The 18,799-nt window shown below is 59.3% G+C and carries 17 protein-coding genes, 1 tRNA gene and 1 riboswitch; of the genes, 4 read left to right on the top strand and 14 right to left on the bottom strand.

The window, feature by feature from the left end:
• Positions 1 to 44: 44 nt before the first annotated feature.
• The 4 genes from aqpZ to N5D22_RS06475 all read right to left on the bottom strand — a co-directional run bounded on the left by aqpZ (position 45) and on the right by N5D22_RS06475 (position 2,969).
• A complete protein-coding gene (gene aqpZ / locus N5D22_RS06490; protein WP_279654869.1) occupies positions 45 to 770 on the bottom strand; it encodes an aquaporin Z in 726 nt (241 codons plus the stop codon).
• A gap of 329 nt (positions 771 to 1,099) precedes the next feature.
• Positions 1,100 to 1,378, bottom strand: a complete 279-nt coding sequence (locus tag N5D22_RS06485; RefSeq protein ID WP_279654868.1) for a hypothetical protein — start codon at positions 1,376 to 1,378, stop codon at positions 1,100 to 1,102.
• A 363-nt stretch (positions 1,379 to 1,741) separates the two neighbouring features.
• Positions 1,742 to 1,815, bottom strand: a tRNA-Gly gene (locus N5D22_RS06480).
• Positions 1,816 to 1,871: 56 nt separating this feature from the next.
• The gene (locus N5D22_RS06475; RefSeq protein ID WP_279654867.1) at positions 1,872 to 2,969 is read right to left on the bottom strand and encodes a 2'-deoxycytidine 5'-triphosphate deaminase; all 1,098 of its coding nucleotides are present in this window, start codon (positions 2,967 to 2,969) and stop codon (positions 1,872 to 1,874) included.
• Positions 2,970 to 3,042: 73 nt separating this feature from the next.
• A riboswitch (SAM riboswitch) is annotated at positions 3,043 to 3,121 on the top strand.
• A gap of 43 nt (positions 3,122 to 3,164) precedes the next feature.
• Here N5D22_RS06475 and N5D22_RS06470 point away from each other — a divergent pair.
• Both N5D22_RS06470 and apaG read left to right on the top strand, forming a co-directional pair.
• Positions 3,165 to 4,349 carry an O-succinylhomoserine sulfhydrylase gene (locus tag N5D22_RS06470; RefSeq protein ID WP_279654866.1) on the top strand — a complete coding sequence of 395 codons (1,185 nt, stop codon included), beginning with the start codon at positions 3,165 to 3,167 and terminating at the stop codon, positions 4,347 to 4,349.
• Between the two features lie 233 nt (positions 4,350 to 4,582).
• Positions 4,583 to 4,975 (top strand): Co2+/Mg2+ efflux protein ApaG, encoded by a 393-nt coding sequence (apaG, locus tag N5D22_RS06465; protein ID WP_279654865.1) that lies wholly within the window; start codon positions 4,583 to 4,585, stop codon positions 4,973 to 4,975.
• A gap of 48 nt (positions 4,976 to 5,023) precedes the next feature.
• On the opposite strand, the gene N5D22_RS06460 is transcribed toward apaG, so the two are convergent.
• The 3 genes from N5D22_RS06460 to N5D22_RS06450 form a co-directional block, all read right to left on the bottom strand.
• Complete coding sequence (locus N5D22_RS06460) at positions 5,024 to 6,013, bottom strand: Hsp33 family molecular chaperone (protein WP_279654864.1); 990 nt, start codon at positions 6,011 to 6,013, stop codon at positions 5,024 to 5,026.
• Between the two features lie 239 nt (positions 6,014 to 6,252).
• Positions 6,253 to 7,170, bottom strand: coding sequence for an ornithine carbamoyltransferase (argF, locus tag N5D22_RS06455; protein ID WP_279654863.1), 918 nt, complete (start codon positions 7,168 to 7,170; stop codon positions 6,253 to 6,255).
• Between the two features lie 56 nt (positions 7,171 to 7,226).
• Complete coding sequence (locus N5D22_RS06450) at positions 7,227 to 8,426, bottom strand: aspartate aminotransferase family protein (protein WP_279654862.1); 1,200 nt, start codon at positions 8,424 to 8,426, stop codon at positions 7,227 to 7,229.
• 431 nt (positions 8,427 to 8,857) lie between these two features.
• Here N5D22_RS06450 and N5D22_RS06445 point away from each other — a divergent pair, with 431 nt between their 5' ends.
• A complete protein-coding gene (locus N5D22_RS06445) occupies positions 8,858 to 9,391 on the top strand; it encodes a GcrA family cell cycle regulator (RefSeq protein ID WP_279654861.1) in 534 nt (177 codons plus the stop codon).
• A gap of 316 nt (positions 9,392 to 9,707) precedes the next feature.
• On the opposite strand, the gene phoB is transcribed toward N5D22_RS06445, so the two are convergent.
• From phoB to phoR, 7 genes are all read right to left on the bottom strand, one after another.
• A complete protein-coding gene (phoB, locus tag N5D22_RS06440; RefSeq protein ID WP_003493692.1) occupies positions 9,708 to 10,391 on the bottom strand; it encodes a phosphate regulon transcriptional regulator PhoB in 684 nt (227 codons plus the stop codon).
• 30 nt (positions 10,392 to 10,421) lie between these two features.
• A complete protein-coding gene (gene phoU, locus N5D22_RS06435; protein WP_279654858.1) occupies positions 10,422 to 11,147 on the bottom strand; it encodes a phosphate signaling complex protein PhoU in 726 nt (241 codons plus the stop codon).
• A gap of 95 nt (positions 11,148 to 11,242) precedes the next feature.
• Positions 11,243 to 12,058 carry a phosphate ABC transporter ATP-binding protein PstB gene (gene pstB, locus N5D22_RS06430; RefSeq protein ID WP_003519986.1) on the bottom strand — a complete coding sequence of 272 codons (816 nt, stop codon included), beginning with the start codon at positions 12,056 to 12,058 and terminating at the stop codon, positions 11,243 to 11,245.
• A 14-nt stretch (positions 12,059 to 12,072) separates the two neighbouring features.
• A complete protein-coding gene (gene pstA / locus N5D22_RS06425) occupies positions 12,073 to 13,395 on the bottom strand; it encodes a phosphate ABC transporter permease PstA (protein ID WP_279654857.1) in 1,323 nt (440 codons plus the stop codon).
• On the bottom strand, positions 13,392 to 14,876 hold the full coding sequence (pstC, locus tag N5D22_RS06420) for a phosphate ABC transporter permease subunit PstC (RefSeq protein ID WP_279654856.1): 1,485 nt from the start codon (positions 14,874 to 14,876) through the stop codon (positions 13,392 to 13,394). Before pstC ends, pstA begins: the two co-directional genes overlap by 4 nt.
• 270 nt (positions 14,877 to 15,146) lie before the next feature.
• Positions 15,147 to 16,181, bottom strand: coding sequence for a substrate-binding domain-containing protein (locus N5D22_RS06415; RefSeq protein ID WP_279654855.1), 1,035 nt, complete (start codon positions 16,179 to 16,181; stop codon positions 15,147 to 15,149).
• Between the two features lie 195 nt (positions 16,182 to 16,376).
• Entirely contained in the window at positions 16,377 to 17,639 is a 1,263-nt protein-coding gene (gene phoR / locus N5D22_RS06410) for a phosphate regulon sensor histidine kinase PhoR (protein WP_279655047.1), read from the bottom strand.
• 240 nt (positions 17,640 to 17,879) lie between these two features.
• On the opposite strand from phoR, the gene ppk2 reads away from it, so the two are divergent.
• Positions 17,880 to 18,761, top strand: coding sequence for a polyphosphate kinase 2 (gene ppk2, locus N5D22_RS06405; protein WP_279654854.1), 882 nt, complete (start codon positions 17,880 to 17,882; stop codon positions 18,759 to 18,761).
• Positions 18,762 to 18,799: the final 38 nt, after the last annotated feature.

The raw sequence follows: 18,799 nt of genomic DNA, 5'->3' as shown, positions 1-18,799 counted from the left end.
CTCACTTGTTTCTCCGACCATTCGGAGAAACAAAAGCCTCTTATTCAAGTCTGCGCAGGCTGGGCAGAACCGGCATGGCCGGCCTTCTCTTCCTCGCCGAAAATCTTCCAGATCACGGCGCCAATGGCGCCGCCGAGGATCGGCGCGAGCCAGAACAGCCAAAGCTGCTGCAGCGCCCATCCGCCGACAAACAGGGCCTGCCCCGTCGAGCGGGCCGGATTGACCGATGTGTTGGTGACCGGGATGGAAATCAGATGAATAAGGGTTAAGGCGAGACCAATGGCGATCGGCGCGAAACCAGCCGGAACCCTGCCATGTGTCGACCCGAGAATGACGATCAGGAAAAACGCCGTCAGAATGACCTCGATCAGCAGCGCCGAAACGAGAGAATATCCGCCCGGCGAATGTTCACCATAACCATTGGCTGCAAAACCGCCAATCTCCGCCCCCGCCTTGCCCGTAAGGATGACATAAAGCGCCGCGGCCGCGACAATCGCCCCCAGAACCTGCGCCACGATGTAGGGCAGGAGGTTCGACGCCGGGAATTTACCGGCAACGGAAAGGCCAACGGAAACCGCCGGATTGAAATGCCCGCCCGAAATGCCGCCAACCGCATAGGCCATGGTCAGCACCGTCAGACCGAAAGCGAAGGCCACACCAAGGAAGCCAATGCCGAGCTCAGGAAAGCCGGCGGCAAAAACAGCACTGCCGCAGCCTCCGAACACGAGCCAAAAGGTACCCAGAAATTCCGAAAGAAGCTTGCGACTCATAACACTTCCCCTATGTTACGACTGCATCAACTGTTACGTGCAATTTAATCGTAGTCAAGCAAAATTGTGTACTATTCTTTTATGGTAACGCTCTTACTTCCGAAGCGTTATGCCATCCACAACCCGAACGGCATCGGATGGCCGTCGAACCGAGATTTTTGCAGATATTACACTTCAAATAGCCCAACGCGGTGTTCTGCCGCGTCGTTCCTTCAAAGGTCACATATCACGCCATCAAACCGATAACCCCAAGTAAAAATGCAGACTTAAATTCTAATTTAAAAATATTTCAAGTTATTATAAGATATTCTCCTCGAACAAAATATTATTCACATATAATTTATTATACTTGCGTAAACTATTGCAACCATCTGCAAAGACAAAAATAGAATCGCAGTTGGCATGCAAAATATTACCCTTGATCTGTTTGAAATCTGCTTATCTGAATCCCCTTCATACGACTTCCATTTCGGGTGACTATCAAGCTCAAAGTTCCAGTTGTTGTTTTTATAAAACATAATATCTCGAACTTCTGATATTGCCATAGACACCCAAAAATACGCCGTCACAGATATATAAAATACTCCTAAAATAATATTCTCGATCATAATATCGATCCATACACTAGAAAAAATCAAATATTAAACTCGTCACTATGAATAATACATCATTATTTCTAATATTTTTTGAACATCAATGTTTTGAAGATAGAAATTCTCTTTATAATAAAGTTATCTAATTTATTACTATTTTTGCGTCAGTTGACTCTCAGATGATAAATTGCCCATCCGCAGAAATGGCGAAGCGCTTCTTGTCGCTGGTCTCAACAACTTCAAGCAAAAGTTCGGGTATCAGGGGAATATGGACCTTGCTAGCAGGTCCTCGATATTTACCCACCCTTCAGCGTCAAGCTCAATGCCGATCACATTCGGCTTGTGACGCAATATCCGGCACGTGGATCGCGGCATCGCTGGAGCGGGAGAAGGGAATCGAACCCTCGTATTCAGCTTGGGAAGCTGCTGCTCTACCATTGAGCTACACCCGCGCCGCGCATAAGACATCGGATAGTTCGCAGCGGGTGTCAAGCACCCGCCGGGTTGGTTATTCGGCGCGAAAATGCTTGGAGAGCTTCAGCCCCTGCGCCTGATAATTGGAGCCGAGGCCGGTGCCATAGAGGCCTTCCGGTTTCTGCAACATATGCTCGTAAACCAGCCGACCGACGATCTGGCCGTGTTCGAGGATGAAGGGGACCTCGTGGCTGCGGACTTCGAGCACGGCGCGGCTGCCGGTACCGCCCGCCTGCGCATGGCCGAAGCCGGGATCGAAGAAGCCGGCGTAGTGCACGCGGAATTCGCCCACCAGCGGGTCGAAGGGTGTCATTTCGGCCGCATAGAGCGGCGGAACGTGGACGGCTTCGCGCGAGACGAGAATATAGAATTCATCCGGATCGAGGATCAGTTCGGCGCGGCCGCGCGCATAGAGCGGCTCCCAGAAATCGAGAACGTCGTGCTGGGCCTTCCTGTCGACATCCACCACAGCCGTGTGGTGTTTGCCACGGTAGCCGATCAGGCCGTTTTCGCCGAAACCCTTGAGGTCGATGGAAAGCGCGATGCCGCCGCCGGTCACGTTGGGCGTGTCGCTGGCAACCAGCGTTTCCATCTCGTGCAGCTTCAGCAGTTCACTTTCATTGAGCAGCGAATGGCCGATGCGGAAGCGGATCTGCGACAGGCGCGAGCCGCGTCGCACCACGATGGGGAAGGTGCGCGGGCTGATTTCCAGATAGAGCGGGCCGGCATAACCCGCCGGTATCTTGTCGAATTCCTGCGCGCCGTCAGTCATGACGCGGGTGAAGATATCGAGACGGCCGGTCGAGCTTTTCGGATTGGCCGAGGCCGACATGTCCGCCGGCAGCGCAAGGCTCTCCATCAAGGGAACGATATAGACACAACCGGTTTCCAGCACCGCGCCCTGGGTAAGGTCGATCTCGTGCAGGCTGAGACGATTGAGCTTGTCGATGACGCGGTTTCCGGGGCCGGGCATGAAACTGGCGCGCACGCGATAGGCCTTCGAGCCGAGCCTGAGATCGAGGCTGGCGGGCTGCACCTGATCAGTATCGAGATCGGCCTCGCTCTTCAGCTTGCCGCCCGCAAACAGCGCCTTGATCGCGCCATCCGCCAAAATGCCCGTGGTTCTCGTCATCGTCATCATTCCTTTTTACGGCGACAAAACCAAAAGGAAAGCATTGACGCAAGCCGGTAACGGCAGTATGGCAAGCTTATCCCGTGGTGATTTGGCCGGTCGGCTTGCAGCCACGTTAAACAAGTGGCTAAAAAGACCGGGTGATTGAAACCGGTCTGCTTTTGCGGCCGGTTTTTTTGTTTTGAAGGGGATCACATGAGCAATAAATGGCGCCCGGCAACCCAGCTGGTTCACGGCGGTACGCTACGCTCACCTTACGGTGAAACGTCGGAAGCGATCTATCTGACCCAGGGTTTCGTCTACGAAAACTCCGAAGCCGCCGAAGCGCGCTTCAAGGGCGAAACGGACGGCTTCATCTATGCCCGCTATGCGAGCCCCACCAATGACATGTTCGAAAAGCGCATGTGCCTGCTGGAAGGCGCGGAAGACGCCCGTGCGCTCGCCTCGGGCATGGCCGCCGTCACCGCCGCCATCATGTGCCAGCTGCGCGCTGGCGACCATATCGTTGCGGCCCGCGCCCTCTTCGGCTCCTGCCGCTGGGTGGTCGAAACACTTGCGCCGAAATATGGCATCGAATGCACGCTGATCGACGGACGCGATCTCGGCAACTGGGAAAAGGCGATTCAGCCGAACACCAGACTGTTCTTCCTCGAAAGCCCGACCAACCCGACGCTCGAAGTGGTGGATATTGCCGGCGTGGCGAAGCTCGCCAACCAGATCGGCGCGAAGGTGGTGGTCGACAACGTCTTTGCGACGCCGCTTTTCCAGAAGCCGCTCGAACTCGGCGCCCATATCGTCGTTTATTCGGCCACCAAACATATTGACGGCCAGGGCCGCTGCCTTGGCGGCGTGATCCTTTCCGACAAGAAGTGGATCGAGGAAGAGCTGCAGGATTATTTCCGCCATACTGGCCCGGCCATGTCGCCTTTCAATGCATGGACGCTTCTGAAAGGCATCGAGACCCTGCCGCTGCGCGTCAAACAGCAGACGGCCAATGCTGGCAAAATCGCCGATTTTCTTGCTGATAGCGGCAAGGTCGCCAAGGTCATCTATCCCGGCCGCGCCGATCACCCGCAGGCGGACATTATCGCCCGGCAGATGTCCGGCGGCTCGACGCTGGTGGCGTTCGAACTGAAGGGCGGCAAGGAGGCGGCCTTCAAGCTGCAGAACGCGCTTGAGATCGTGAAGATTTCAAACAATCTCGGCGACGCCAAGAGCCTCATCACCCACCCCGGCACGACGACGCACAAGAACCTCACCGACGAGGCGCGTGCCGAACTCGGCATTTCCGGCGGCACCCTGCGCCTCTCCTGTGGCATCGAGGATACCGACGATCTGCTGGAAGATCTGGCGAAGGGTCTGGCGGCCGTTTCGGCCTGAAAATTCAATCGGCAAATCGCCATGGCCTGACCGCGTGTCGGGCCATGGTTCGTCCGTGCGGCCCGAAAAGGCCGTATCAGGCAACCAATATTTACCTTTCCCGTTATCCCTAACGGTGGAAAACAGCGCAACGGGAGACGCCCCCTGCCCGTCAAGTCATTCATTTTCTTGACGATAGCCAGAACCTATAGTGTAGGATGCGGCGGCAGGCATAATATCGAGGTGTGGCGCGTATGTATCGTGCTCTGACAAGGGATATCGAGGTAACGGTCGATCCGTATTATCTCGAGGAACAATCCGACCCGGATGACGATCGTTATGTCTGGGGCTACAAGGTCGTGATTGCAAATAACTCCGATATTCCTGTTACCCTCGTCAATCGCTATTGGCACATTACCGATCAGAACGGACAGGTGGACGAGGTCTACGGCCCCGGCGTCGTGGGTGAGCAGCCGCATCTCAAGCCGGGAGACAGCTACGAATATTCCTCCGGCTGTCCGCTGGATACGCCTTCCGGCCTGATGTTCGGCCATTATGAAATGGAAACGGAAAGTGGCGAGGTATTCAACGTCACCATACCAGCCTTTTCGCTGGATTCACCCGGCCTGATGCGGGTCCTGAACTGACATTCCCCGGCAATGAAAAAGCCGCGCCCTGAATGGCGCGGCTCTTGCTCAGGCAGTTTCAAATTCGCTGACATCGTAGCGATAGGTGGTGGAGCAGAACTCGCAGGTCACGGCAATGGCGCCGTCTTCCTCGCTCGCCTTGATCTCCTCGGCGGTGAAGCCGGAGAGCACCCCCTTGATCTTGTCCCGCGAGCAGCTGCAGCGGTCGAAAATGGCCTGCGGATCATAGATACGCACACCGCTCTCGTGGAACAGCCTGAAGAGAAGGCGTTCCACCGGCACCTGCGGATCGGTCAGCTCGTCGGTATCCACCGTGTTCAGCAGCGTTACCGCCTCAGTCCAGGCATCGTCCTCCTGCACCTCGTGACCGCCCTCATCGCCGTCGCCGCCATGCAGGTCGCGCATGCGCAGCCGCTCGGGCGCCTGCGGCAGGAACTGCGCTATAACGCCGCCCGCACGCCAGCCATGGCGCGGCTTACCTTCGCCGTCGCGGTCGAAAAATTCGGCAACGCCAAGGCGCACGCGGGTGGGAAGCTGTTCCGACTGGCGGAAATACACCCCCGCAATGTCTTCCAGCGATGAGCCATCGAGCGGCACGATGCCCTGATAGGGCTGCATGCCCGCGCCCTGATCGATCGTGAAGGCCAGAATGCCGGTGCCCAGCAATTGCTCCGGCGAGGTTGCGCCTTCCGCAATCGCCGCCGCCAGCCGCTCCTCGTCGAAACGGGCATAAGCGCGCATGCTTTCCGGCGCAGTGAAATCCGCGACCAGCAGGTCGACCGGGCCGTCACCCTTGGTCTGGACGGTCAGCTTTCCGGAAAACTTCAGCGATGTGCCGATCAGCGCGGTCAGGACCGTCGCTTCCGCCAGCAGGCGCGCGACCGCTGCGGGATAATCATGCCGCTCGAGGATGGCATTCAGCAGCGGCCCGACCTGCACCGCGCGGCCGCGTACATCCAGACCTTCGACCTGAAAAGGCACAACCTTGTCGTCGCCAGCAAAATCGAGATCGTCGAGTTCAACCGTTACATCTGCCATGTCATACTCCCTGGCGCAGCCGTGGCGCCGCTACCGTCCAAAAGTCCGGCTTTTAAAATGTAGTTTTTTGCTTGTCGCACAGAGACCCGGGAAGCGAAACCGCTTCCGGAGAAAAACGTGCAAATCGTGGAGCAGACCCGCCAGCAAACCGACGAGCCCCTTCGAAGTCCCACAGATGGTAATCTATATGGCCAAGTTCAAGCACCCGGCATGACACGCGTCAGACCGGGTGATCCCGCTCAGATGACGCCCATGCACCAGGCGATGATGGACTTCTGCGCGTGGAGACGGTTTTCCGCCTCGTCGAAGACCACCGACTGCGGGCCGTCGATCACGGCGTCCGTCACTTCTTCACCGCGGTGCGCCGGCAGGCAATGCATGAACAGCGCATCTTTTTCCGCCTTGGCCATCAGGGCTTCATTCACCTGATAGGGCTGGAAGATGTTGTGGCCGCGCGCCTTGTGTTCCTGGTTCATGGACACCCAGGTATCGGTGACGACGCAATCCGCACCCGCAACGGCCTTGTCGGCATCGTGGCACAGCATGATCTCGCCGCCATTGTTGCGGGCCCAGTTCAGGAACTTGTCATGTGGTTCAGACCCCATCGGCACCGCCATCGTCATGCGGTACCCGAAGCGGGCCGAGCCTTCGACGAAGGAATGCAGGACGTTGTTGCCATCCCCCGTCCAGGCAATGGTCTTGCCTTTGACAGGTCCGCGATGTTCTTCGAATGTCATGATGTCAGCCATGATCTGGCACGGATGCGTATCGTCCGTCAGGCCGTTGATGACCGGCACGGTGGCGTGTTCGGCAAGTTCGAGGAGGCGCGAATGATCCGTCGTGCGGATCATGATGGCGTCCACATAACGCGACAGCACCTTGGCCGTATCGCCAATCGTTTCCGCACGGCCGAGCTGCATTTCCGTGCCCGACAGAAAAAGGGTCTCGCCGCCAAGCTGGCGCATGCCGACATCGAAAGACACGCGGGTGCGGGTGGAAGGCTTTTCGAAGATCATTGCCAGCATCTTGCCGGCAAGCGGCTTTTCCGCCGTTCCGGCCTTCGTGGCGACCTTGCGCGCACGCGCATCGTCGAGAATTGCCCGCAGGTCCTGCGAGCCCATGGCCGACAGGTCGAGAAAATGTTTAGGTGAAGCCATTTCAAACAGTCCCATGCTCGCGAGCCTCCGGGAGAGGCCCGCCCTTTATTGTTTCCTCAGGCGATCTTTGCCTGTTTCGCGGTCAGGGAAGCAGCCGCCGCCTCCACACGTGCCAGACCCTCGCGAGCCTCTTCCGCCGTGGTGACGAGGGGCGGCAGAAGGCGGATGACGTTGTCGCCCGCGGGCACGCCCAGCAGATGTTCCGCCCGCATGGCCTGCAGCAGTTCGCCCGAAGGAACCCTGGCCTTGATGCCCAGCAGCAGGCCTTCGCCACGGATTTCCTCGATGACGTCAGGATAACGATCCTTCAGCGAGGCAAGGCCCTGGCGGAAGACCAGTGCGACATCACGGACCTTTTCCAGAAAGCCTTCGGAGAGAACGACGTCGAGCACGGCATTGCCCACCGCCATGGCCAGCGGGTTGCCGCCATAGGTGGTGCCGTGTACGCCTGCCGTCATGCCGGACGCAGCATCCGCCGTGGCGAGGCACGCGCCGAGCGGGAAACCGCCGCCGATACCCTTGGCAACCGCCATGATGTCGGGCGCAACGCCCGTCTGTTCATAGGCGAACAGCTTGCCCGTGCGGCCGACGCCGGTCTGGACTTCGTCGAAGATCAAGAGCAGGCCATGCTCATCGCACAGCGCCCGCAGGAGCTGCAGGAACTCCTTGCTGGGTGCGCGGATACCGCCCTCGCCCTGAATGGGTTCGATCAGAAGTGCGGCCGTCTCGGCCGTGATGGCGGCCTTCAGCGCATCGACATCAGCGAACGGCACCTGGTCGAAACCTTCGACCTTGGGGCCGAAACCTTCGAGATATTTCTGCTGCCCGCCGGCGGCGATCGTCGCCAGCGTGCGACCATGGAAGGCGCCTTCAAAGGTGATAATCCGGAACTTTTCCGGATGGCCCTTGGAATAGTGGTAACGACGCGCGGTCTTGATCGCGCATTCCAGTGCTTCCGCGCCGGAATTGGTAAAGAAGACCTTGTCCGCGAATGTCGCTTCCGTCAGGCGTTTTGCCAGCTTTTCCTGGCCGGGAACTTCATAGAGGTTCGAGACGTGCCAGACCTTCTCGGCCTGGGTCTTGATCGCATCCACGAGGTGCGGATGGGCATGGCCCAGCGAGTTGACCGCGACGCCCGCCGCAAAATCCAGATATCGTTCGCCGCTTTCCGTGAACAGCCAGACGCCCTCGCCTCGCTCGAAGCGCAGGGGGGCTCTTGCAAACGTATCGAACAATGGCGCGGCGGCTTCGGCCATGGCTGTATCACTCCTTGCGCGGATGCGCTGTCAGACGGTTGTCAATAGGCTCTCGGGGTTATCCCTCGCCTGAAAATCAAAAATGCCGCCTTGCGGCGGCAGGGGCACTATTGTCACTTCGCCTGCCGATGTCAACAAAAGTCCGCATTTCCCGGCCTTCTCAAGCACTAGTAGGTGCAGGCCAGCCAGCCCCAAGGTGTTGCCTTTCAGACTCAACTCGCCAGCAAGTTGGGGAAAACCGGAAAATCGATTCCAGATGATTCCCGCGACTCTTGCCACGGAGTCGGGCTGGCACTAGGTTAATCGCTAATTACTAGACTGCATTGCGGCGGAACTAGTCACCAAAAATCCGGCGGAAACCACGCTCGCGGCATGTCCACGAGACGGAGAGGGATTCTGCCGAAATTATACGCGACAAGCGGAGAAGCGGCATGAACTGGACAGACGAGCGGGTCGAGAAACTCAAGAAATTGTGGGCCGAGGGACTGAGCGCCAGCCAGATAGCAGCACAGCTGGGCGGTGTCAGCCGCAATGCCGTCATCGGCAAGGTCCATCGCCTCAATCTGCCGGGACGCGTCAAGGCCGGCGGTCCGGTCACTTCGGCGCGCTCCGCGCCCAAGCGTACCGCGGCTCCTGCCCCACGCGCGACGAATTTCGCGACCCGCGTCAGCGCAGCACCGGCACGCGCCCTGAACCGTTCGAACGCGGCAACGGCGCTGCACGAGGAGATCGACATCGAGACCGCTGAGGTCCTCGATTACGCTCCTTCGAGAAATGTCGTGACGCCGATTTCCCGTCGCCTGACGCTGACGGAACTGACGGAGCGCACCTGCAAGTGGCCGGTCGGCGACCCGTTGAAAGACGACTTCCATTTCTGCGGTTGTGAAGCGCTGGAATCTTCGCCCTATTGCAAGTTCCATGCGAAGCTTGCCTACCAGCCGGTAAGCGAGCGCCGCAAGGCTTGAGTGTTGCGGCACGCATTCGACACTCAAAAACTACGGGCCTTCGGGCCCGTTTTTTTTTGTGACAGAACTCGAGGCAGTTCCTGCGTCAGCCCATCAGCGAAACGCTGAGCCTATCCTGCATCACTGCTCCACCTGACCCGCAATCCGGATTTCATTGCCGGATTCCTGCGGGTGCTTGGTCGTCCCTTGAGACAAAGACCAAGCTGCCACATGTGGGGAAAACCCAAAAAACGAAAGGCCCGACGCCATTCCGGTGTCGGGCCTTTCGGTTTTTGGTGGAATGTGGTCCAGAGCGGAACCGTCAGTTTGGCCCGGCTCAGGCTTCCATCGAATATCCGGCGCCGCGAACGGTGCGGATGACATCCTGCATATGCGAAAAATTGAGCGCCTTGCGCAGGCGTCCGACATGCACGTCGACGGTGCGCTCATCCACATAGATATCGTGACCCCAGACGCCATCCAGCAGTTGCGAACGAGAGAATACCCGGCCCGGAGAGGTCATCAGGAATTCCAGCAGGCGGAACTCCGTCGGCCCGAGGCGCACTTCGCGGCTCTTGCGGTGAACGCGATGGGTCTCGCGATCCAGTTCGATATCGCCGCATTTCAGCACCGAAGACAAAACCTCGGGGCGGGCGCGGCGCAGCATCGCCTTGACGCGGGCCATGAGTTCCGGTGTCGAGAACGGCTTGACGACATAATCGTCGGCGCCGGTGGCAAGACCGCGAACCCTTTCGCTTTCCTCGCCGCGCGCCGTCAGCATGATGATGGGCAGGCGTTCGGTTTCCGGCCGCATTCTGAGCCGACGGCACAGTTCGATACCGGAAACGCCGGGTAGCATCCAATCCAGGATGAGAAGATCCGGAATGCGTTCCTGCAGCCTGATTTCCGCCTCGTCTCCACGCGGTATCGTGTCGACGTCGTATCCCTCAGCCTCGAGATTGTAACGAAGCAGGACGCTCAGCGCTTCCTCGTCTTCCACAACTGCAATCTTGGGCACCATATGCTAACTCCGCAAGCCTTCGCCTGTCTGTTACTCGGTCACCGAACCGAGCGTGTTGGAACTGTCGTCCTTCGGACGCTCGCCTTCCGGCTGACTGCCGGTGGTCATGTAATAGATCGTCTCGGCGATATTGGTGGCGTGGTCGCCGATACGCTCGATGTTCTTGGCGCAGAACAGAAGATGCGTGCAGGTGGTGATGTTGCGCGGGTCTTCCATCATGTAGGTCAGAAGCTCACGGAAGAGCGACGTATACATGGCGTCGATTTCTTCGTCGCGCTCGCGAATGGCGTTGGCCTTCTCGGCGGAACGCGTGGAATAAACGTCGAGCACTTCCTTGAGCTGCACCAGCGCCAATTCGGACAGGTGCTCGATACCGCGGGCCAGCTTGCGCGGAACGCCCGTTCCGGCAACCGCGATGACACGCTTGGCGGTATTCTTGCCGAGATCGCCGACACGCTCGAGATCGCCGGCAATTCGCAGGGTGCCGATAATCTCGCGAAGGTCGGATGCGACCGGCTGCCGTCTGGCGATGGTGACGATGGCCTTGTCACCGATTTCCCGCTCGGAATGATCGAGGATCGTATCGTCGGAAATGACTTTCTGGGCGAGCGCGGCGTCGGAATTGACGAGCGCGCGCACGGCATCGGCGCACATCTGTTCCGCAAGGCCGCCCATTTCGGCGATGCGGCGCGTCAGAAACTTCAATTCGTCGTCATAGACGGACAGGATATGCGAATGGGTCGTTGTCTGTGTCATGGTCTAGTCCTCCGGCTTGGCCTGCATGCGCGTGCCCGGAAGCGGGCACGCAGAGGCACCAGTCTTGTTCAGTTTTAATGAAGCGTCGGCCGGGATCAGCCGAAGCGGCCCATGATGTAGTCCTGCGTGCGCTGGTCGTCCGGATTGGTGAACATCTTGTCGGTTTCGTTTTCCTCGACAAGATGACCAAGATGGAACATGGCCGTGCGCTGGGAAACACGCGCCGCCTGCTGCATGGAGTGCGTGACGATGACGATCGTGTAATTGGTGCGCAGTTCGTGGATCAGCTCCTCGACCTTTGCAGTCGCGATCGGGTCCAGCGCCGAGCAGGGTTCGTCCATCAGGATCACTTCCGGGCTGACGGCAACGGCGCGCGCAATGCAAAGACGCTGCTGCTGGCCGCCGGAAAGACCGGTGCCGGATTCGTGCAGACGATCCTTCACTTCGTTCCAGAGACCCGCCTTCTGCAGGCTCTGCTCAACGATCTGGTCCATATCCGCCTTGTTACGGGCGAGGCCATGGATGCGCGGGCCATAGGAAATGTTTTCGTAGATCGACTTCGGAAAGGGGTTCGGCTTCTGGAACACCATGCCGACGCGGGCGCGCAACTCCACGACGTCGATCGCCTGATCGTAGATATCATCGGTATCGAGCGTGATCTTGCCGGTAACCCGGCAACCGTCGATCGTGTCGTTCATACGGTTCAGGGTACGCAGGAATGTGGATTTGCCGCAGCCGGACGGGCCGATAAGCGCGGTCACCGTATTTTCCCGAACGTTGAGGTTCACGTCGTAAAGCGCGCGCTTTTCGCCGTAATAAACCGAAACGTCCTTGCCGATCATCTTGTATGAAACTTCATTCATTTTCTTGTCCAGCGCCTTTTCAACTGCTGCTTCCGACAACATGTTCATTGCTCAATCTCCCTCTACCAGCGCCGCTCGAAGCGGCGACGCAACAGGATTGCGCCAACATTCATGACGATGAGGAACAAAAGCAGGATGATGATAGCGCCAGATGTTCTTTCGACAAAGGCGCGTTCAGCTTCGTTCGCCCACATGTAAATCTGCACCGGCAGGGCCGTGGACGGGTCCATCGGCGTTGTCGGGTAATTCGCGACGAATGCCACCATGCCGATCAGGAGCAGCGGTGCGGTCTCGCCCAGCGCGTGGGCAAGGCCGATGATGGTGCCGGTCAGGATGCCGGGCATGGCGAGCGGCAGCACGTGGTGGAAGATCGTCTGCATCTTGGAGGCGCCGAGACCTAGGGCTGCGGCGCGGATCGACGGCGGCACGGCTTTCAGGGCAGCGCGGGTCGCGATGATGATGGTCGGCAGGGTCATCAGCGTCAGGACAAGGCCGCCGACCAGCGAAGCCGAACGCGGAAAGCCCATGAAGTTGATGAAGACCGAGAGACCGAGCAGACCGTAAACGATCGAGGGAACAGCCGCGAGATTGTTGATGTTCACCTCGATCAGATCCGTCAACCGGTTCTTCGGGGCGAATTCCTCGAGATAGATGGAGGCCGCGACACCGATCGGCAATGACAGCACCAGCACGATCAGCATCATGTAGAAGGAGCCGATGAGCGCCACGCCGACACCCGCGGCTTCCGGACGGCTCGATGCGCCGTTGACGAAAATGCCGGTGTTGAAGTGTTTGCCGAGCTGGCCGCTTTCGGCGAGCTGGTTCATCCAGCCGAGCTGCTGGTTGGAGATACGGCGATTGGCCTCATCCGCAGTCAGATCGACCTGACCCTTGAAGGCGCTGTCGACGTCGCCCGACGCCAGGAGCGTGACGGTGCGCGTGGTGCCGATGACGGCGGGATCGGCGACGACGATGTCGCGAAGCTGCGTGCGCACGCTGTCGGAGATCAGCAGGTTGACGGCACGAAGACCGGTGCGGTCCGTCGGCGCGACGCCGAGAACCTTGGCGACCGCATCGCGGGCGACAACGGGATAATTGGCCGTCATCAGCTTCGCCGGGTTGGTGGCGCGCTCGTTCCTCGGATCGATGATCTGTTCGGAAAACTCGACCGGAACGGTGATCATCGTCTGCTGGAAGGCGGTGTAACCCTTGGAAACGACCGACCAGAGCAAAAGGAAGAGGAAAAGCAGGCCGAAGGAAATCGCTGCCATTCCGTAAGCACGGAAGCGGCGTTCGGCGGCATAGCGGCGCTTGATGCCGATATCACGGCGTATGGCCTTGTTGCCGGCGCTTGCGCCGGCTGCGGGAGAAACGATGTCGGTCATTCATATTGCTCCCGGTATTTGCGCACGATGTAAAGCGCGTAGATATTCAGGCAAAGCGTGATGGCGAAAAGCGTGATGCCGAGCGCGAAGGCGACCAGCGTCTGCGGCGAGGTGAATTCAAGGTCGCCGGTGAGCTGGCTGACGATCTTGACCGTCACGGTGGTCATGGGCTCGAAGGGGTTGAGCTGCAGGCGGGCGGCAACACCCGCGGCAAGAACCACGATCATGGTTTCGCCGATGGCGCGCGACGCCGTCATCAGCACGGCGCCGACGATACCGGGAAGAGCGGCCGGAATAATGACCCTCTTGATTGTCTCGGAGCGCGTGGCGCCAAGGCCGAGGGAACCGTCACGCAGCGAGCGCGGCACGGCGGTGATGATGTCGTCCGACAGCGACGACACATAGGGGATCAGCATGATGCCCATGACGAAGCCGGCGGTGATGACGCTCTGCGCCTGGATGAAGTTGGCGTAGTTGCCCGTCGCCAGACCGTTGATCTGCGTGGAAATGTCTCTGAGGAAAGGACCGACCGTCGTGAGCGCGAAGAAGCCGTAGACGATGGTCGGAATGCCGGCGAGCACTTCGAGCAGCGGCTTTGCCATCGAGCGGAAGCGAGGCGAGGCATATTCCGCCATATAGACCGCCGAGAACAGGCCGACCGGAACCGCAACCAGCATGGCGACGAAGCCGATGTAAAGCGTGCCGGCAAGCAGCGGGATCAGGCCGAACTGGCCGGAGGAGTCCGTGGCGCCGGCCGCCGCAAACCGCGGATCCCATACCGTTCCGAAGAAGAACTGGTGCGCCGGGACCATGGTGAAGAACTGGATCGCCTCGGTCAGCATCGAAAGGACAATGCCGATGGTCGTCAGGATGGCGATGGACGAGGCGACGAGCAGGGCTGCGAGAATGACCTTCTCGACCTGGTTGCGCGCCCGGAAGCGCGGTGCAATCGCACGCAGCGCATAAGCGGCGCCGCCGAGTGCAGCGACCAGCACGATGGCGATCATCGCGATGCGGCTGGTGGAGGTCATGGCGTTGAGTGTGTGGGCGGCATCGACCATGAACCGCTCGGGATCGCCGGCGATTGCCACACCTTTCGCTGCCAGAAGCGGCCGGACAGCCGCCGTATCCGTCTCGACCTGCGCCGTTTCCTCCGGCGTCAGCCGCTGGAGGCCGCGGGCGATCGAGGTCACCATGCCATAGGTCAGGCTCTGCTGCGCCTCGGATTGCGCGCGCACATCTTCAGGGAAATTGCCGCGCACCGCCGAGGTGATGATCAGCGGGCTGGCAATGAGCCAGGCACAGAGAATGAAAGCCGCGGGCAACACCGCCCAGACGACAGCGTAGGTACCGTGGTAACCGGCACGCGAATGCATGCTGGAGGGACGCCCACCGGACAGGGCAACGGCGCGGCGGCTGCCGAGCAGATAGCTGCCGATGCCGATCAGCGCCAGTATCAGCAAAAGGATCGATGTGTTCATTAGAGTTCCCTCGGCGTGCCTCGAAAGCACGGTGCGATATGGGCAAATCAAAAAGTCATCAAAACGAGACCGCTGGACCATCCAGAGATGCCTGCCGCCTGACTGTATCAAAGCCTGGCAAGCGTCAAGGTTGATACATCCTATCCATCTGTCATCCATCGACAATCATGTGGATGGCGATGAATAGGAGCTGTCAACCGGAGACCATCGCCGAAACGGAGTGGACCCGGAGCGGGATGAGGGGCGCGGCTGGCCGCACCCCTCTTTTTATTACATCGTGCCGCCGGCAGCGAAGTCCTGGCGGATCTTTTCGCGCTCTGCGTCCGGAGCGGCAACCAGGCCGTAGTTGGCGAGCGGGGAATCGGGGCCGATCATGTCGTCGGAGACGAAGAACTCGACATATTCCTTAAGACCCGGGATAACGCCCAGGTGAGCCTTCTTCACGTAGAAGAACAACGGGCGGGAAACCGGGTACTTGCCGCTGGCAACGGTTTCGGTGGACGGAACGACGCCCGAAACGGTCGCGACCTTCAGACGGTCAGCATTGTTTTCATAGAAAGCCAGGCCGAAAACGCCGAGGCCGGTCTTGTTGGCGTCGATACGGGCGAGCGTTTCGGTGTAGTCGCCGTCGATGTCGACAGCAGCGCCGTCCTTACGGACTGCGATGCACTTTGCAGCAGCCTGCTTGGCGTCGGTGACGAGCGTCTTGATGGCGTCGGTTGCGCCGGCTTCCTTGCAGCCGTCAGCCATGATCTTCTCTTCGAAGACTTCGCGCGTGCCGTGCTTGGAACCCGGAATGTAAGCGGCGATCGCTACGTCAGGCAGTTCCTTGTTGACTTCGGACCACTTCTTGTAGGGGTTGGCAACGAGCTTGCCGTCCTTGACGATTTCAGCGGCGAGAGCGAGGTAAAGATCCTTCGGCTCGAGCTTGATGTCCTTGTTGGAGGAGTCCATCGCGAAGACGATACCGTCGTAACCGATCTTCACTTCCTGAACGTCGGCAACGCCAGCAGCCTTACAGGCGGCCAGTTCGTCGCTCTTGATCTTGCGCGAAGCATTGGCGATGTCGATGGTGCCTTCGCCAACGCCGGAGCAGAACGCCTTCAGACCGCCGCCCGTGCCGCCGGACTCAACAACCGGAGCCTTGAAGTTCGGGAAGGTTTCGGCAAAGGTCTCGGCAACGATCTTGGCGTAGGGCAGAACCGTGGAGGAACCGGCAACCTGGATCTGGTCGCGAGCAGCGGCGGCGCCAGCGAAGGCGACAGAAGCCACCAGAGCTGCTGCGGAAAATTTAACGATGTTCATTTGTCTCTCCCGTCGTGGGCTTTGTTGTGGACGCAGCCGATAGCGACACTCGCTCTTAGCTTGCGCTCGGCGATCTTTTCTTAACCACCGTAGCCACATCCTTTTATGTCACTTCGATGAAAGATTTGTGACAAACTAAATTATTGATTTAAATTATAAATTTTAGCGATTTTAAAACCCGACACGTCCTTTATGTCAAAATCTGACGGTAAAGTCCGTGCCGCTGCCGAGTTCGGATTTAATAATGAGGCGGGCGCGGTGGCGGGTAAGGATGTGCTTGACGATGGCAAGCCCCAGGCCCGTGCCCTTTTTCGAGCGGCTGTCCGCAACGCTCACACGATAAAAACGCTCGGTCAGGCGCGGCACATGTTCGGCCGGAATACCCGGCCCCTTGTCGACGACGCTCACTTCCACCGGCTTGCCGGTCTCGGCCCGCAACCAGACATCCACGACCTTGCCTTCCTGACCATATTTGCAAGCGTTTTCAACGAGATTCTGGAATACCTGCACCAGCTCGTCGCGATCCCCCTGCACTTCCGCCGGGTGGTCCGGCAGGTGCAGCGTGATGGTCACGTCCAGCTCGTCGGCAAGCGGCAGCAGCGCATCGCGGACATGGCCGATGACGGGAACGAGATCGACCTTCTGATCCGGCGCGATGTTTGCCCGTAATTCCAGCCGCGAAAGAGACATCAGATCGTCCACCAGCCGGCTCATGCGGGTCGCCTGGTCCAGCATGATGGCAAGAAAACGTTCCTGCGCCTTCGGGTCGTTGCGCGCCGGCCCCTGCATGGTTTCGATGAAGCCGCGCAGGGAGGCGAGCGGCGTGCGCAACTCATGGCTCGCATTGGCGACGAAATCGCTGCGCATGCGGTCGATGCGGCGGAGCTCGGAAACGTCGCGGAACGACAGGATGTAGAATGGCGGGCCCGCCCCCTCTCCCATATCCGCGCGGGCGATGCGGACGATGAAGACCCGCTCGGAGGGGAAACGCTCCGAATGTTCGACCTGGTTGGGCTGACCGGTGGTGATCGTTTCGCGTATGACATCCAGCAGGCCGGGAGAACGCAGCCGGGCGGAAATATGCGCGCCGGGCGGAAGCTGGCCGAAGGCGCGTTCCGCTGCACCATTCTGAAACAGCACGCTGGCATTCTTATCGACGATGAAGACGGGGGTATCCAGAACCGCAAGGCCGGCTCTCACGCCGGAAATGACGCTTTCGCCGGGCACTTCCGGTTCATCAGTCTCCTCTGCCGCATCTCCATCCTTTGCGGAAACGGCCGCAGGCCCATCCCGCACGGTGAGGATGGCGATGACGGCGCAAAGCCACAGGGCGGCGGGCATATAGGGCGTATTGAGCTCCGCGACGGCCACGACGGCAAGCATGCTGACGACGAGAACGGGCAACCAGTTTCGGCCGAGCTTCCTTCCCAAGAGCCTTAATCCACCATCGCCTTCCATGACTGCCATTTCAGCCTGCTTTCCACTCTCGTCTGACAGCGCGTCGCAATCTCATAGGCCAGCTTCATGACAGAGATTCATCGTCGCGCATTTTCCACAACGTATATGCGCAAAATCGACGTCGCAATCGTTCCCGCCGCCGCACCCCGGTCAACCGGTCCTGTTTCACTTGAATTCTGGCAATGGATGTGAACTCATTGGCGGCGAGTTGCCTTTACACAACAACATCAGGAGGAAACCATGGGCGAAGAAACGAAGAAGCGGACAGTCGAGATCACCATTGGCGGCAAGCTGCGCAGCTTCGACATCGACGATCCGGTTCTTCCCGACTGGGTGGAGGAAAAGAAACTTTCCGCCGGCGATTTTCCCTACGACAAGAAAATGAAGCGCGAGGATTACGACGCCGACCTGGAGGCGCTGCAGGTGGAGCTGGTCAAGGTGCAGTTCTGGCTGCAGGCCACGGGAAAACGGGTCATGGCGGTTTTCGAAGGCCGCGATGCGGCGGGCAAGGGCGGCGCCATCTTCGCGGCCAGAGCCTATCTCAATCCCCGCTATGCCCGCGTGGTGGCGCTGACCAAACCGACCGAAACCGAACGCGGCCAATGGTATTTCCAGCGCTACATCTCGCATTTTCCGACGGCCGGCGAATTCGTGCTCTTCGACCGTTCCTGGTATAACCGCGCCGGGGTCGAGCCGGTCATGGGCTTCTGCACGCCGGAAGAACACAAACGCTTCCTCAAGGAAACCCCGCGCCTGGAAAAGATGCTGGTGCATGAGGACATTCATCTTTTCAAGTTCTGGCTCGACATCGGCCGAGAAACGCAGATCGAGCGGTTCCATGATCGCCGCCACAGCCCGCTGAAATGCTGGAAGCTTTCGGATATGGACATAGCCGCGCTGACGAAGTGGGACGACTACACGCAAAAGCGCGACGAGATGCTGGAAAAGACCCATACCGATGCCGCGCCCTGGACGGTGGTGCGCGCCAATGACAAGCGCCGGGCGCGGGTGAACCTCATCCGCCACATTCTTCTCGCGCTCGACTATGAGGGCAAGGACAGCAAGGCGATCGGCGAGATCGACGACAAGATTTTGGGATCGGGGCCGGACTTTCTCAAATAGGACCGACGCTGACGGGCGCCGCCGTTCGAGGCGCCCGT

Origin of the sequence: Agrobacterium sp. GD03872, from assembly GCF_029840625.1 — a bacterium.
Classification (GTDB): domain Bacteria; phylum Pseudomonadota; class Alphaproteobacteria; order Rhizobiales; family Rhizobiaceae; genus Agrobacterium; species Agrobacterium fabrum_A.
This window is presented reverse-complemented; position numbering and strand designations above follow the sequence as displayed.

Coding starts and splice junctions, on each gene's coding strand:
- N5D22_RS06485 (WP_279654868.1), bottom strand. CDS start 1,378: ATGATCGAGAATATTATTTTAGGAGTATTTTATATATCTGTGACGGCG.
- phoB (WP_003493692.1), bottom strand. CDS start 10,391: ATGGTGCCCAAGATTGCAGTTGTGGAAGACGAGGAAGCGCTGAGCGTC.
- pstB (WP_003519986.1), bottom strand. CDS start 12,058: ATGAACATGTTGTCGGAAGCAGCAGTTGAAAAGGCGCTGGACAAGAAA.
- N5D22_RS06460 (WP_279654864.1), bottom strand. CDS start 6,013: ATGGCAGATGTAACGGTTGAACTCGACGATCTCGATTTTGCTGGCGAC.
- pstC (WP_279654856.1), bottom strand. CDS start 14,876: ATGAACACATCGATCCTTTTGCTGATACTGGCGCTGATCGGCATCGGC.
- argF (WP_279654863.1), bottom strand. CDS start 7,170: ATGGCTTCACCTAAACATTTTCTCGACCTGTCGGCCATGGGCTCGCAG.
- ppk2 (WP_279654854.1), top strand. CDS start 17,880: ATGGGCGAAGAAACGAAGAAGCGGACAGTCGAGATCACCATTGGCGGC.
- N5D22_RS06470 (WP_279654866.1), top strand. CDS start 3,165: ATGAGCAATAAATGGCGCCCGGCAACCCAGCTGGTTCACGGCGGTACG.
- N5D22_RS06450 (WP_279654862.1), bottom strand. CDS start 8,426: ATGGCCGAAGCCGCCGCGCCATTGTTCGATACGTTTGCAAGAGCCCCC.
- N5D22_RS06445 (WP_279654861.1), top strand. CDS start 8,858: ATGAACTGGACAGACGAGCGGGTCGAGAAACTCAAGAAATTGTGGGCC.
- aqpZ (WP_279654869.1), bottom strand. CDS start 770: ATGAGTCGCAAGCTTCTTTCGGAATTTCTGGGTACCTTTTGGCTCGTG.
- phoR (WP_279655047.1), bottom strand. CDS start 17,639: ATGGAAGGCGATGGTGGATTAAGGCTCTTGGGAAGGAAGCTCGGCCGA.
- N5D22_RS06415 (WP_279654855.1), bottom strand. CDS start 16,181: ATGAACATCGTTAAATTTTCCGCAGCAGCTCTGGTGGCTTCTGTCGCC.
- apaG (WP_279654865.1), top strand. CDS start 4,583: ATGTATCGTGCTCTGACAAGGGATATCGAGGTAACGGTCGATCCGTAT.
- pstA (WP_279654857.1), bottom strand. CDS start 13,395: ATGACCGACATCGTTTCTCCCGCAGCCGGCGCAAGCGCCGGCAACAAG.
- phoU (WP_279654858.1), bottom strand. CDS start 11,147: ATGACACAGACAACGACCCATTCGCATATCCTGTCCGTCTATGACGAC.
- N5D22_RS06475 (WP_279654867.1), bottom strand. CDS start 2,969: ATGACGAGAACCACGGGCATTTTGGCGGATGGCGCGATCAAGGCGCTG.